Source organism: Rhizobium sp. rho-13.1 (genome assembly GCF_007000305.1).
Lineage (GTDB): Bacteria > Pseudomonadota > Alphaproteobacteria > Rhizobiales > Rhizobiaceae > Rhizobium > Rhizobium rhododendri.
The window spans coordinates 289,570-303,505 of the sequence record NZ_SCFL01000003.1 but is presented as its reverse complement, the minus strand read 5'-3'; the positions used below and the strand labels follow the sequence as shown (position 1 = coordinate 303,505).

Below are 13,936 nucleotides of genomic sequence, written 5' to 3'. Positions count from 1 at the left end.
TCCGGCACGAAATGGGGTAACATCGCTCTGATGGGCACTTTGATAAGAGTTTTGAGCGGACTGACCAGGCTCGTCGGCATCGTCCTCGCAGCCGTCGTGGTGATTGCGATCGGCTTGGTCCTGGCGATCGGCTTTGCCCCGGGCGTGACCCGTTTTGCCGTCGATGAAGTCGCCAAACTCGCCTCGACGCCTGACCGCCGTATCACCGTCACGGACCCCTCCGGTCTTTTGACGGGCAAGCTGCGCGCCGGCAACGTTACGCTCTCCGACACAAAGGGAATTTTTGGCCAGATCTCCGGCCTGTCCGTCGACTGGTCGCCGCTTGCCCTCATCAAGGGCACCTTCCATGCCGAGACGATCGCCGCTGACAAGGTAGATTTCGTGCGCTTGCCGATCAGCACTGCGGAAGTCGTGCCGGAGCCGACGCAGGCAACGCGCACAGCGTTCACCTTGCCCGTCGCCGTCACAGTCGATGCGTTCAACCTGCCCGAGATCCAGCTCGGCAAGCAGATTGCCGGCAACGACTTCGCGCTGGCAGCCTCGGGCAGCCTCGATGCTGAAGGCAACAGCATGGCGATGAAGCTCAACGCCAACCGCCTGGATGTGCCGGACGCAAGGCTGGTGGCCGATGTCGTCTTTGCACCCGATGACAACCAGCTGAAACTCCAGGCCAATCTCGCAGAGCCGAAAGGCGGCATGCTGGCCGGTCTGCTGCGCTTGCCCGGAAGCCCGGCAATGAACATCGATCTTTCCGGCCAGGGTCCGCTCTCAGACTGGACCGGCAAGCTGCAGGCGGCCCTCGATGGCCAGCAGATGGCGACGATAGACGGGCGCCACGTGTTGTCGGCAGACGGCGTGCGCCACATCACTGTCAAGGGCGGCGGCAAGGTGGACTCTCTGCTGCCACCGAATTTCCGGCCTCTCTTTGCCGGCCAGACGACCATCGACGTCGCAGCCGCCTTTGACGGCAAAGGCAAGATCGATATCCAGACCGGCAATCTCGCGACAGGCAGCGTCGTGCTTGCGGCATCCGGGACACTCGATCCTGCCGGTAATAACAGTCTCAATGCCAATCTTATCGGCACCTCTGGACCGGTAGACTTCCGCTGGCCGCTGGCCGAAGGCGAGGCTCGCGCCCTTATTTCACGCGTCGATCTCGCCCTGACCGGCGCAGCAGGGTCGGCAAAAATCGATGCCAGGGCGCAGATCGACAGCGCCAGCGTTCCGCAGGGGCGGCTTTCAAAGGTAGACCTCACCGCAAAGAGCGATGATTTCAATGTCTCGGCAAGCTCCGGTCCGCTGCTGCTCAACCTGTCGGTCGGCGATGCTTCCTTCGTCAATCCGGACCTGCAGCGGGCAGTTCACGGCCCGCTCTCGCTATCCGCCCCCTTGCAACTCTCTTCCAACAATATCGGCTTCAATGGCACGACGCTGCAAAGCGGCGGTATCAACGGCACGCTCAACGGTCGCTACACGCTGACCTCGCAATCTCTGAACGGCAATTTCAAGCTGGCAGTAGCCCCCGCAGCACTGCCCGAAGCGATTGCCCAGAAATTCGATACGCCGATTTCGCTGGAGGCGCAGGTCGCCGGCACTATCCCGTCCAGGATCAATCTTTCCAATCTCCATCTGAAATCCGGTACCGCCGAGATCAACGGCAATATCGCCCTTGCGGACGAGGCACTGACAGCGGATCTTTCCGGCCGATTGCTCAAACTTTCAAAGCTGCTGGAAACTGCCGACGGACAGGCCGACTTCACCGTCAAGGCAGCGGGGCCGCTGGCAAAACTCGGCGTCGATGCCAGCCTGAAGGCGATCAACGTTAAACTGGCCGGTCGCCTGCTGGATACGCTCGACGTCGCTGTCAAAGGCGTCGCCGATCCGAAGGCGCCCGAGGGCAGCGTCACGGCGTCGGGTGCAATCGACGGCAAGCCGATCAACATCAGCGCCAATGCTACTTCCAAGGATGGCGCAACCGACATACCCGGCCTCAGCGTGGAGATCGGCGATAACAGCCTGAATGGGTGGCTGACCCTATCGCCAGGCTTCGAGCCGGCCGGCTCCTTGACCTTCGACTTTCCTGATATAGGGCTGTTGGCGGCACTGGCCGGTCAGCGGGCAGACGGCAACCTCCGGGGCGAGGTCAAGATCGACAACGACAACGGCAAGACCTCTGCCGTGATCAATGCATCCGGTTCCGGAGTGCGGCGAGACGATCTTTCCATCGTCAAGCCGGAGATCGCGCTGACCATCAGCGACCTCAAGGCATTCGCTGCCAATGGCAGCATTCGTGCGGGCGAAATCGCTTCCGGCACGAACAGGCTGGTTGCCCCGGCCCTGACATTCACGCAGCAAGGCAGCCGTACGGACTTCGATCTGAAGGCCAATTACGACGACAAGCCGGTGACGGCGTCAGGAAATGTCGTGACGGGCAACGGCCAGACGGTTGTCAGCCTCGATAACTTCGCGGCAACCCCAATGGCTATTCCGGTAAAGCTCGGCGCACCGACGAAAGCAACGATTGCCAACGGCATCGTGACACTTTCCGGTATGACCATCCAGACCGGCAGCGGATCGATCAACATGACCGGCAGCGCCGGTGCGGCTCTCGATATCCAGGTCAAGATCACTAGCCTGCCCGCAAGTCTGGCGAACACCTTCATGCCAAGCCTCGCCGCCGAGGGTACGATCTCCGGAACGGCCAAGGTAACCGGCAAGCCGGCGTCCCCCAGCGTCGTGTTCCAGGCAGACTGGGCCAATGCCGCAACGAGCCAGACGAAATCAGCCGGCATTTCCAAGCTGGGCATCAAGACAAACGGTAAGTTTGCAGACAACAAGGTCACGATCGATCTCAATCTCGCCGGCCCCTCCGGTCTGTCGCTGAACGGTGGCGGCAGCGTCGAGGTTGCAGGCAGCAAAGCCCTGGCCCTGAAATTCGACGGCACCGTACCATTCGACGTCCTTGCCGGGCAGTTATCGGCACAGGGTTACGTCGCCAGCGGCGCGGCCAAGGTCAATGTCCAGATCGGTGGCACGACCGCAGCGCCGGCGATCACCGGTAGCGTCAACGTCAGCGGCGCCAAGCTCCTCGATATCCGTCGCAACCTTGCGGTCAACGCAATCTCCGCCAACCTGACGCTGGAGGGCCAGCAGGCGCGCCTCGTCAGCCTGAATGCGACGCTGGGAAGCGGTGGCACAGTTTCCGCCAGCGGCACGGTCGGTATCTCCGGTGACTTCCCGGCAGACATCGCCATCAAGCTCAACAGGGCCACCTATGTCGACGGCACTCTCGTCACCGCCACCGTCGACGGCACGCTTGGCATCAAGGGACCGATCCTGACCGCGCCCGTCCTCAGCGGCCGGCTGAGGCTGGAGAAGGCGTCGATCACGGTGCCGGAAAAACTGCCCGCCTCGCTGTCGGAGATCAACATCCGCCACAAGAACGCCCCCGCCGCCGTGACCGCCCAGTTCAAGAAGGACAGGGCGGAAGGCGCCACGCAGAAATCGATGAGCCTCGGGCTCGACCTGCAACTCGATGCGCCGTCCCAGATCTTCGTGCGCGGTCGTGGCATCGATGCGGAACTCGGCGGCAGCGTCATCATCAAGGGCACGGCAGCAACGCCTGTCGTCACCGGCGGCTTCACCATGCGCCGTGGCCGATTGACCATTCTCAGCCGTCGGCTTGATTTCACCGACAAGAGCCGCATCAGCTTTGCCGGCGACCTGACCCCCACCCTCGACATGGAAGCGACCTCGACGGCGAGTTCGACGACCGTGACCGTCAATGTGTCAGGCGTCGCCACGGACCCGACCATCGGCTTCTCTTCATCGCCCGCTCTGCCGCAGGACGAGGTCATGGCACAGCTCATCTTCGGCCAGTCCATGGCCAAGCTTTCGCCGGTGCAGATTGCCCAGCTTGCCGACGCCGCCAGCCAACTCGCCGGTGGCCGCTCGACCTCGCTGTTCGAGGGTTTGCGCAACCAACTCGGCGTGGACGACCTCGATGTCACTACCGATTCCAAGGGCCAGACCCAGGTCGGCGTGGGCCGCTACATCAACAAGCGCACCTATCTGGAACTGCAGCAGGGCACCGGCAATTCGACCAAGGCCGTGATCAACCTCGATGTCGGGCGCGGCATCAAGCTGCAGGGCTCGGCTGGCTCCAATGGTGCCGGTGGCGCCGGCGTCGTCTATGAACACGAATACGACTAGAAACCGGTCTTGCTGGTTTTCAGGAGAATGTTCGATTCCGTCGTGTTGATGCCGTCGATGAGCCGGATGCGCCTGAGCGTCTCGTCGAAGCCGGCAAGGTCATGGCTCTCCAACTCGGCGATGAAATCCCATTTGCCATTGGTACTGTGCAGGGCGCGCACCTGCGGCAACCCGCGCAGCTGATCGGCGACCCGGTCCGCCAGCCTGCCGAGCACCTCGATCATCACGATTGCGCGCACACCGGCAGATCTTGTCTCGTGGCCCGTGCGTATCGTGAAGCCGGTGATGGTGCCGTTTTCCACCAGCCTGTCGATGCGCGCCGAGACTGTTGCGCGCGATGCGCCCGTTGCCGCAGCCAGCGACGAAACAGGTATCCGCGAATTATGCCTGAGTGCACTCAGAAGCTCCCGGTCCAGATCATCCATAGACATCTCACTTTGTAAAATTGGCCTTAGCAATCTGCACAATCATACGCAAAAACCGACACTTTTCCATCTTTTTGCTGTCATCGCCGTAGGCCATATTTCCCTGACAATTCAGGGAACAGCCTCATGAACACCCACTCGACCTCTGTCACGCTGATCGGCGTTCCTCTCGAAGAAGGCTCTGGCCGACGAGGCGCGGCCATGGGGCCGACGGCGCTCCGCATCGCCGGCATCGACACGATGCTGATCGAGCTCGGCCATAGTGTTATCGATGCCGGTGACCTTCACCCTGAACCGGCCGGCGACTTGCCGGATCATCCAAAGGCTCATCACCTGAAGGTCGTCGGCGCCTTTACCCGGGCGCTGGAATCAAGCGTATACGACGTGGCCAAGGCAGGCGGGTTTCCCATCATTCTTGGCGGCGACCATGCCCTGTCGATGGGCAGCGTCTCCGGCATGGCGCGCTATGCAGCCGGTATCGGCCGCCCGCTTTTCGTCTTGTGGCTCGACGCCCATGCCGACTTCAATTCGCCGGTGACGTCTCCGTCCGGCAATATCCACGGAATGCCCGTGGCGTTTTTCTGCGGCGAGGCGGAATTCGCCGACATCCTGCCGAAGGAGCGACCCTTCGTCGATCCGCGCAAGGTCTATCAGGTCGGCATCCGCTCCGTCGATCCACATGAGCGCGACGCCATCCGCGAGCACGGTGTCAATGTCTTCGACATGCGCGCCATCGACGAGCACGGCGTGGCCTCCATCATCAGCAACATCCTGACGACCGTGAGCAATGCCAATGGCCTGCTGCATGTCAGCTTCGACGTCGATTTCCTCGATCCGGACGTCGCACCCGGCGTCGGCACCACCGTTCCCGGCGGCGCCACCTTCCGAGAAGCCCATCTGGTGATGGAGATGCTGTCGGACAGCGGCCTTGTATCGTCGCTGGATCTCGTCGAACTCAATCCGTTTCTCGACGATCGCGGCAAGAGTGCCCGCGTTCTTGTCGAACTGACGGCCAGCCTGTTCGGCCGCCGCATCTTCGACCGCCCGACCCGCGCCGCCTGATCTTGGAGAGGAGACCGCCCGTGACCTTGTCCGCCAATCTCACAGCCACCGAACAGCGCCTCGGCGCCCACAACTACAAGCCGCTCGACGTCGTCCTGTCACGTGGCGAAGGCGTGTATGTCTGGGACACCGACGGCAATCGTTATCTCGATTGCCTGTCCGCATATTCGGCGGTCAACCAGGGTCACTGCCATCCGAAAATCCTCGCGGCCATGACCGAGCAGGCCGGCAAGCTGACGCTTACCTCGCGGGCTTTCCGCAACGACCAGCTTGCCTACCTCTACGAAGAGCTCGCCGCCCTCACCGGCTCGCACAAGATCCTGCCGATGAACTCCGGGGCCGAGGCAGTCGAGACCGTCGTCAAGGCGGTCCGTAAATGGGGATATGAGGTCAAGGGCGTCGCCGAGAACCAGGCGGAGATCATTGTCTGCTCGGAGAACTTCCACGGCCGGACGCTCGGCATCATCAGTTTTTCGACGGACCCCGATGCCCGCAATGGCTTCGGCCCCTACGCGCCCGGCTTCGTCACAGTGCCCTTCGGCGATGCCGATGCCCTGGCGGCAGCGATCACCGAAAATACAGTTGCAGTTCTGGTGGAGCCGATCCAGGGCGAAGCCGGCGTCATCATCCCGCCGGCCGGCTATTTCACGCGTGTCCGTGAACTCTGCACCGACAACAACGTCACGCTGATCCTCGACGAGATCCAGACCGGGCTTGGCCGTACAGGCAAGCTGCTGGCTGAGGAGCATGAAGGCATCGAGGCGGACGTGACGCTGATCGGCAAGGCGCTGTCAGGCGGCTTCTATCCGGTGTCGGCGGTGCTTTCGAACTCGGAGGTGCTGGGGGTCCTGAAGCCCGGTCAGCATGGCTCGACCTTCGGCGGCAACCCGCTAGCCTGCGCCGTCGCCCGGGCCGCGCTGAAGGTGCTGACGGAAGAAGGCATGATCGAGAACGCCGCCATTATGGGCAATCGCTTCCTCGATGGCCTCAGGGCAATCCGGTCCAACATCGTCAAGGACGTTCGCGGTCGCGGCTTGATGATGGCGATAGAACTGGACCCGGAAGCCGGCGGCGCCAGGCCTTACTGCGATGCCTTGAAAACACTCGGCATTCTGGCCAAGGACACCCACGGCCATACCATCCGCCTTGCACCCCCGCTTGTCATCACAGCAGATCAGGTCGACTGGGCCATCGAGCGACTTGCCAAGGTGCTCGCATAGCACGACCCTTTCGTTGTCTCTATAGTTAGATGCATGCGTGCTTACCCCTAGGATTTCAGGGGTAAACAATAGAATCTAAGTAAATTTTTAATGACTTCATTCTAATACAAATAGCAACGCGCATCAGACTTCCGAATAAAAATGACATTTCACAAATTTAAAATTTTCGTCTGAACTACAAATAACTCAACACACAGCAAATAATCAGCCATACTTACAAATTAGATAGAATATAAAATGAAAATGGGCGGTGCTCACATTTTACATTCTGCTGATTGGCGAAGTGTGCCTTGACGACATTGCTTCCTTGGAGGAAAATTCTATGTCGATCATACCGTTCAGTTCCGGGGCCAAAGCCAAGGCGATCAACGCAGCCCTCATGAAATCCCAGGCAGTCATCGAGTTCGACCTGACGGGGAAGATCACCACTGCCAATGAGAATTTCTGCAACACCCTTGGCTACAAGCTGCAGGATATCGTCGGCAGGCACCACAGCATTTTCTGCGACCCCGCCTATGTCGCATCCAGCGAGTACCGTACCTTCTGGGCCAATCTCGGCGACGGCAAGTTCGATTCCGGCGAATATAAAAGACTTGCAAAGGACGGACGCGAAGTCTGGCTCCAGGCGACCTACAATCCTGTGCTGTCGCACGGCAAACCCTGCAAGGTGGTCAAATTCGCCAGCGTCATCACCGAAGCAAAATTGCGCGCGGCCGATGCCGAGGGCAAGCTCAATGCGATTTCCCGCGTCCAGGCCGTGATCGAATTTACGCCTGGTGGAGAGATCCTTACGGCAAACGAAAACTTCCTGTCGCTCCTTGGATATAGGCTCGAGGACATCAGCGGCCGTCACCACCAGATATTCTGCGACCCGGCCTATGTTTCAACGCCGGCATACAGGAAGTTCTGGGAAACGCTCGCCTCCGGTCAATTTATCGCGGAAGAGTTCATGCGGATCGGCAAGGGCGGCAAGGTCGTCTGGATTCAGGCTTCCTACAACCCTATTCTGGACATGAACGGTCGCATCTTCAAGGTCGTCAAATTCGCAACCGACGTCACCGAACGCGTCCGTGCAGTCGCAGAACTGGCCGCTGGCCTGACGGCGCTTGCCAACGGCGATCTGGTATCGCGCATTGAAAAGCCGTTCATTCCGACGCTTGAAAAAGTCCGCGTAGACTTCAACCACTCCGTCGAGAAGCTGGAATCCGCCATGCGCGTGGTGGCCGAAAATGCCAACGCGATCGCCGCCGGCGCAAGCCAGACCCGCACAGCCTCCGACGAGCTCGCGCGGCGTACCGAGCAACAGGCCGCCGCCGTGGAGCAGACAGCCGCTGCCCTGGAGGAGATTACCCAAACGGTTGCCGATAGCGCCCGTCGGGCCGAGGAATCCGCCAATCTGGTGGCCCAGACCAGAAGCGGAGCCGAACTCTCCGGAGCGGTCGTGCGCAACGCCGTTAATGCGATGGGGGAAATCGACAAGTCTTCACGCGAAATCAGCAACATCATCAGCGTCATCGACGACATTGCCTTCCAGACAAACCTGCTGGCCCTGAACGCCGGCGTCGAGGCAGCGCGGGCCGGAGAAGCCGGCAAGGGCTTCGCAGTCGTCGCCCAGGAAGTCCGCGAACTCGCACAGCGCTCGGCCAAGGCGGCCAAGGAGATCAAGACACTGATCACCACCTCCTCGACGCAGGTCAAGAACGGCGTGTCGCTCGTGGATGAAACAGGCCGCGCGCTGGACACCATCGTCCGCCAGGTCGGCGAGATCGACACGAACGTTGCCGCTATCGTCGTTGCGGCGCGGGAACAGGCGACCGGGCTGAAAGAAATCAACAACGCCGTCAACTCCATGGACCAGAACACCCAGCAGAATGCAGCCATGGTCGAGGAGACGACAGCGGCAAGCAGCAGTCTCGCCAACGAGGCCGAGAGCCTGCGCGAGTTGTTGGCGCAGTTTAGATTTGGGCAACACTCTTCCACTATGATTCGCTCAGGGCGTCCCGATGCCAGAGCGACGACGGGTTCGGCGCCCGTATCGAGGGTGAAGGCCGTTCGCGCCAGCGGTCGCGGGGCCACAGCCGCGCTTGCTCAGGAAAATTGGGAAGAATTCTAATGGCAACCATCACGACAACGAGTTTCAGCGGCGAGACCCTCGAGATCATCGCTTTCCGGCTTCACGAGCAGGAATTCTGCGTGAAGACGACCACCATCCGCGAGATCCGCGGCTGGGCTCCTTCAACCCCGATCCCGCATGCACCTTCTGACGTCATCGGCGTCATGAACCTGCGCGGTTCGGTGATCCCGATCATCGATCTTGCCTACAAGCTCGGCATGAAGAGCACGGTCGCCAACGAACGCAGCGCCATCGTTGTCGCCGAGGTCCACAACATGGTGATCGGCATGCTCGTCGACCGCGTCTCGGACATCCTGACGATTGGCTCGGACCAGGTGCAGCCGGTCCCGGAAGTCACCGCTTCCTTCGATCGCTCCTATTGCGAAGGCATCATCGCCACCGAAAACGGCATGATCTGCTTTCTCAACCTGGCGAAGATGTTCAAGGAAACCGACGCCGAAGACATGGCTGCTTAGAAAACATGGCTGCTTAAAGACGTGGCCGCATAAACTGCCGTCGTCTTCCACAAATGAAACCGCTCCGTTCCGGGGCGGTTTTTTTATTGCCTTAATGCCTGAACCCGTGCGCCCGCAGACATTATACTGACCGCACAATCTTTGGTTTTATTGTCTATTTAGAATATACCATAATTTAACTATTTTTATCCATCTTTGTATTGCGACATCATGTTGCGGACAGCTTAACGCAGACAGCCAGTGCAACTCTGGCGCACCTAGCAAATCGATTATTCAAATACGGCCGTTCCGGATGGATCGACCAACGCCTCTTCGTGCGATGTGCCTGAGGGCTGTTGTCGCGCCTGGAGGCTTCAATGGAGCATTGGCGCTGGCGTGGGGCTGCGCCAGGAAATGAGGCACCTCGCTATGAGCTTCGGACTGACTTCAGACGCCCAGCATATTCTCAATGCCATCTCGCGATCACAGGCAGTGATCGAATTCGACCTGACAGGCAAGATCCTGAAAGCAAACGAAAACTTCTGCAACGCGCTCGGCTACCAGCAGAGCGAGATCGTCGGCAAGCACCACAGCATGTTTTGCGACCCGGATTACAGCGCCTCGCAGGAATATCGTAATTTCTGGGCCAGCCTTGGCCGCGGCGACTATGCTTCAGCCGTTTTCAGACGCATCGGCAAGAACGGTCGGAATGTCTGGATTCGGGCAAGCTACAATCCCGTTCAAAAGAGCGGCAAGCCCTACAAGGTCGTCAAATTCGCCTCCGACATCACGGCCGCATACACCAAATCTGTCGAGGACGCAGGCAAGCTGGATGCGCTTTCCCAATCTCAGGCCATCATCGAATTCACACCGACGGGCGAAATCCTCGTCGCCAATGAAAATTTCTGCAATGCGCTCGGCTATTCGCTCAGCGAGATCGTTGGCAAACACCACAGCATGTTCTGCGATCCGGCCTACAGCCGCTCCGAAGAGTATGCAAACTTCTGGCGCCGTCTGGCGGGTGGCGAGTTTGTCGCCAACGAGTTCGTCCGCCTCGGCAAGGGTGGTCGCGAAATCTGGATTCAGGCCGCCTACAATCCGATCCTCGATGCCAACGGGAAGGTCTTCAAGGTCGTCAAATTTGCGACGGATGTCACCAGCCGCATGAGTGCCATCGCGAAACTCGGCGAAAGCATGAAGGCACTGGCGCAAGGCGATCTTACCCAGACAATTGACACGCCGTTCGTACCCTCGATGGAGCAGTTGCGTCGCGATTTCAACGACGCGCTGGGCAAGCTTTCGGCGGCGATGGAGACTATCGGCGGCAACGCCAGCGCTATCGCAGCCGGCTCGCGCGAGATCGGCACGGCGGCAGACGACCTGTCCAAACGGACGGAGCAACAGGCCGCCTCCATCGAAGAGACGGCGGCAGCGCTCGAAGAGATCACGACCGCTGTCAACGACAGCAGCAAGCGTGCGGACGAGGCCGGGCGGCTTGTCGCCCAGACAAGGCAAGGGGCCGAGCAATCTGGCAATGTGGTGCGCAACGCAGTTGCCGCGATGGGCCAGATCGAACAATCGTCCCGCGAGATCAGCAGCATCATCGGTGTCATCGACGATATCGCCTTCCAGACCAACCTGTTGGCGCTGAATGCCGGCGTCGAGGCCGCCCGTGCCGGCGAGGCCGGAAAGGGCTTTGCAGTCGTTGCCCAGGAAGTCCGCGAACTCGCTCAGCGCTCCGCCGGGGCTGCCAAGGAGATCAAGGGGCTGATCAACAAGTCCGGCCAACTGGTGAAAAACGGCGTCGCGCTGGTCGACGAGACAGGCAAGGCGCTCGAGGAAATCGTCCAGCAGGTCGGCGATATCGACAAGAATGTCATCGCCATCGTCGTCGCCTCGAAGGAACAGTCGCTCGGCCTCAAGGAAATCAACCAGGCCGTCAATGCCATGGACCATGCGACCCAGAAGAACGCAGCCATGGTCGAGGAAAACACTGCGGCCAGCCACAAACTTACGCACGAGACCGAGGAGTTGCGGACGCTGCTCGCCCAGTTCGGCGTCGCCGGCGACAGGCCCTCGCGCACGGCAGCCGCCTCGCCACGCTCCCGGACCGCGCCATCGCCAGTTCGGCAACCGGTGTTGCGGGCTGCCAGAAGCAGCGGTTCGTCATTAGCCGTCGCCGAGAGCTGGGAGGAATTCTAGCCGCGATATCAGGCGTTGAGACCGCATGCGGCGTTGCTCAATCGAGTGCCGCGTCGATGATCCGGCGGGGGTGGGTGAATATCTCGAAATCCTCCCCCCGGACCAGCGCAACAAGCGTCATGCCCGCCTCTTCAGCAGTCCGGATGGCGAGCGCCGTCGGAGCTGATATCGCAATCAGCACGGCGCTGCCGAGGATGGCGGCCTTCTGCACCATCTCGACCGACAAGCGGCTGGTGACCACCACCGCGCCTGCGCTGGCGTCGAGACCGGCACGAACGACCGCACCGCACAGCTTGTCCAGAGCATTGTGACGGCCGACATCCTCGCGCACGGCCGAAAGCCCCTTCCCCGGCAGGTAGAAGCCCGCCCCATGCACAGCCCGGGTCTCGCGATGCAGCGGCTGCGCGGCATTCAGCAGGGCGACAGCGCCGGTGACTTCGGCCATGGTCAGTGTCAGGCCGACACCCGAGATATCCGGTACCGGGCGCACAGCCTGCTCGATCGACTCGATGCCGCACAGGCCGCAGCCGACCGGGCCGGCCATGTGACGTTTGCGGCTGCGCAACGCGTCCGCTACAGCATCGACAAGCGTGATCTGCACGTCGATACCCTGCTCATCCTCTACAGCCTCGAGGGCGGCGATCTCGCCAACCGTGGTGACGATGCCCTCCGTCAGGCTGAAGCCGACAGCGAAATCCTCGAGATCGCCCGGTGTCGCCATCATCACCGCATGCGAGGAGCCACCATAGGAAAAGGCAATCGGCACCTCTTCAGGCACGCTGCGAAGGCTTCGCGCCATCTTGCCGTCGCGGCGCGCAAATCTCTCGACATGCGCAGTCGTCTCGAACTTGCTCACCGCTTTCCCATCAGCAAATCAGCTGCCCACCGTTGATCTCGATCCCCTGGCCAGTTATGTAGCCGGATAAGGATGGTGCCGACAGGAACAGGTATGCCGGCGCGCAGTCCTCTGCCGTCCCTAGACGCTGCAAAGGGATCGTGCGTCGGGTCGCCTCGAGTTTTTCCTGGGACGAATAGCGCTCGTGGAATTCTGTCGTGATCGTCCCCGGCGACACGCAGTTGACGCGGATACCGTCCGGCGCCAGTTCCCGCGCCAAGGCCTTGGAATAGGTGGCAACGAAAGCCTTCGAGGCCGAATAGATTGCCGAACCCGGACTGCCTCCCGTCAGCGCGGAAATCGATACCGTGTTGACGATGGCCGCCTGCCCCGAGGCTCTCAGCAGCGGCAGCAGGCCTCGCGTGACCTCGACGACAGCTGTCTGGTTGAGCTGCACCACGGCCTGATATTGCGCGTCGGTGAGGTCGGCGGCCGGGTAGCGTCCGAGCATCGTCCCGGCGTTGTTGACGAGCACATCGACCGTGCCAGCATGTTCGCCAACGGCCTTGACGAAGGCAGACGTCCCATCGGCAGCACCGAAGTCGGCGGCAAAGATCACGGCACGCCCTGTATCTTTGGCGTCGCTGAGAAAAGCCGGCAACGGGCGGCTTTCATCCCGGCCGATATGCACCAGCACGCGCGCGCCACAGTCGAGAAACTGCCGCGCTACCTCAAGCCCGATCCCACGGCCCGCACCCGTCACGACAACGGTCCGGTTGGCAAACAAATTGGATTGAAACACTAGAATTCTCCCAGGCCCGATGGCTCCCATCCCGCTATCATAGGGTTTAGATCCACGAAGGAAAGCCGATTGGCGGGAGGTTTAGCGGAGAAATCGGTATCGGACGAACAAGCCGGTTCAAAAAATAAAAGCGGCCGAAGCCGCTTTGGAGATCTCGTCCTGACGCTCTGTATCAGTCGCGGATGACGCTACCCTGCAGATGCGAAAGTTCCATGATGAACTGCTCAAGCTTCGACTTGTGCTCGTGATGAACAGCATCGTTGAGTTCGGCCTGCGCCGCGTCGATACGACGGGTCAATTCATCGCGCTGCAGTTCGTCGACCGGAACGGCGGATTCGGCAAGCAGCGTGCACCCCGTCGGCAGGACGTCTGCAAAACCACCGAAAACCACATAGTCCTTCTTTGCGCCGCTGCTGGAGCGGACGCTGACCACACCTGGCTTGATGGTGGTCATGGTCGGCGCATGGTTTGCCATGACCGTCATCTCGCCTTCGCTCGCCGGAATGACGACAGCCGTCACCATTTCGGACAGCAGCAGCCGCTCGGGAGACACCAGTTCGAATTTGAAATCAGCCATGGACCGTCACTTCTCGATTGTCTTTGGTAAGGC

General features: G+C 60.7%; 10 protein-coding genes. 6 read left to right on the top strand and 4 right to left on the bottom strand.

Annotated elements, in window-relative coordinates; translation table 11 throughout:
• Positions 1-51 precede the first annotated feature (51 nt).
• Positions 52-4,212 (top strand): translocation/assembly module TamB domain-containing protein, encoded by a 4,161-nt coding sequence (locus tag EQW76_RS12680; RefSeq protein ID WP_244615201.1) that lies wholly within the window; start codon positions 52-54, stop codon positions 4,210-4,212.
• Here the strand turns inward: EQW76_RS12680 and EQW76_RS12675 are convergent.
• Positions 4,209-4,637 (bottom strand): Lrp/AsnC family transcriptional regulator, encoded by a 429-nt coding sequence (locus tag EQW76_RS12675; protein ID WP_111219812.1) that lies wholly within the window; start codon positions 4,635-4,637, stop codon positions 4,209-4,211. The two genes, EQW76_RS12680 and EQW76_RS12675, sit on opposite strands and share 4 nt — an antisense overlap.
• A gap of 126 nt (positions 4,638-4,763) precedes the next feature.
• On the opposite strand from EQW76_RS12675, the gene rocF reads away from it, so the two are divergent.
• The 5 genes from rocF to EQW76_RS12650 all read left to right on the top strand — a co-directional run bounded on the left by rocF (position 4,764) and on the right by EQW76_RS12650 (position 11,689).
• Positions 4,764-5,699 (top strand): arginase, encoded by a 936-nt coding sequence (gene rocF, locus EQW76_RS12670; RefSeq protein ID WP_142824737.1) that lies wholly within the window; start codon positions 4,764-4,766, stop codon positions 5,697-5,699.
• 20 nt (positions 5,700-5,719) lie between these two features.
• Positions 5,720-6,919 (top strand): ornithine--oxo-acid transaminase, encoded by a 1,200-nt coding sequence (rocD, locus tag EQW76_RS12665; protein ID WP_142824736.1) that lies wholly within the window; start codon positions 5,720-5,722, stop codon positions 6,917-6,919.
• Between the two features lie 322 nt (positions 6,920-7,241).
• Positions 7,242-9,032 (top strand): PAS domain-containing methyl-accepting chemotaxis protein, encoded by a 1,791-nt coding sequence (locus EQW76_RS12660; protein ID WP_142824735.1) that lies wholly within the window; start codon positions 7,242-7,244, stop codon positions 9,030-9,032.
• Positions 9,032-9,508, top strand: coding sequence for a chemotaxis protein CheW (locus EQW76_RS12655; protein ID WP_111219804.1), 477 nt, complete (start codon positions 9,032-9,034; stop codon positions 9,506-9,508). Before EQW76_RS12660 ends, EQW76_RS12655 begins: the two co-directional genes overlap by 1 nt.
• 408 nt (positions 9,509-9,916) lie before the next feature.
• Entirely contained in the window at positions 9,917-11,689 is a 1,773-nt protein-coding gene (locus tag EQW76_RS12650) for a methyl-accepting chemotaxis protein (RefSeq protein ID WP_142824734.1), read from the top strand.
• Positions 11,690-11,726: 37 nt separating this feature from the next.
• Here EQW76_RS12650 and fdhD read toward each other — a convergent pair whose 3' ends face one another.
• The 3 genes from fdhD to EQW76_RS12635 form a co-directional block, all read right to left on the bottom strand.
• Entirely contained in the window at positions 11,727-12,488 is a 762-nt protein-coding gene (gene fdhD / locus EQW76_RS12645) for a formate dehydrogenase accessory sulfurtransferase FdhD (RefSeq protein ID WP_244616964.1), read from the bottom strand.
• A 67-nt stretch (positions 12,489-12,555) separates the two neighbouring features.
• Positions 12,556-13,326, bottom strand: coding sequence for an SDR family oxidoreductase (locus EQW76_RS12640; protein ID WP_142824732.1), 771 nt, complete (start codon positions 13,324-13,326; stop codon positions 12,556-12,558).
• Positions 13,327-13,498: 172 nt separating this feature from the next.
• On the bottom strand, positions 13,499-13,903 hold the full coding sequence (locus EQW76_RS12635; protein WP_142824731.1) for a F0F1 ATP synthase subunit epsilon: 405 nt from the start codon (positions 13,901-13,903) through the stop codon (positions 13,499-13,501).
• Positions 13,904-13,936 lie beyond the last annotated feature (33 nt).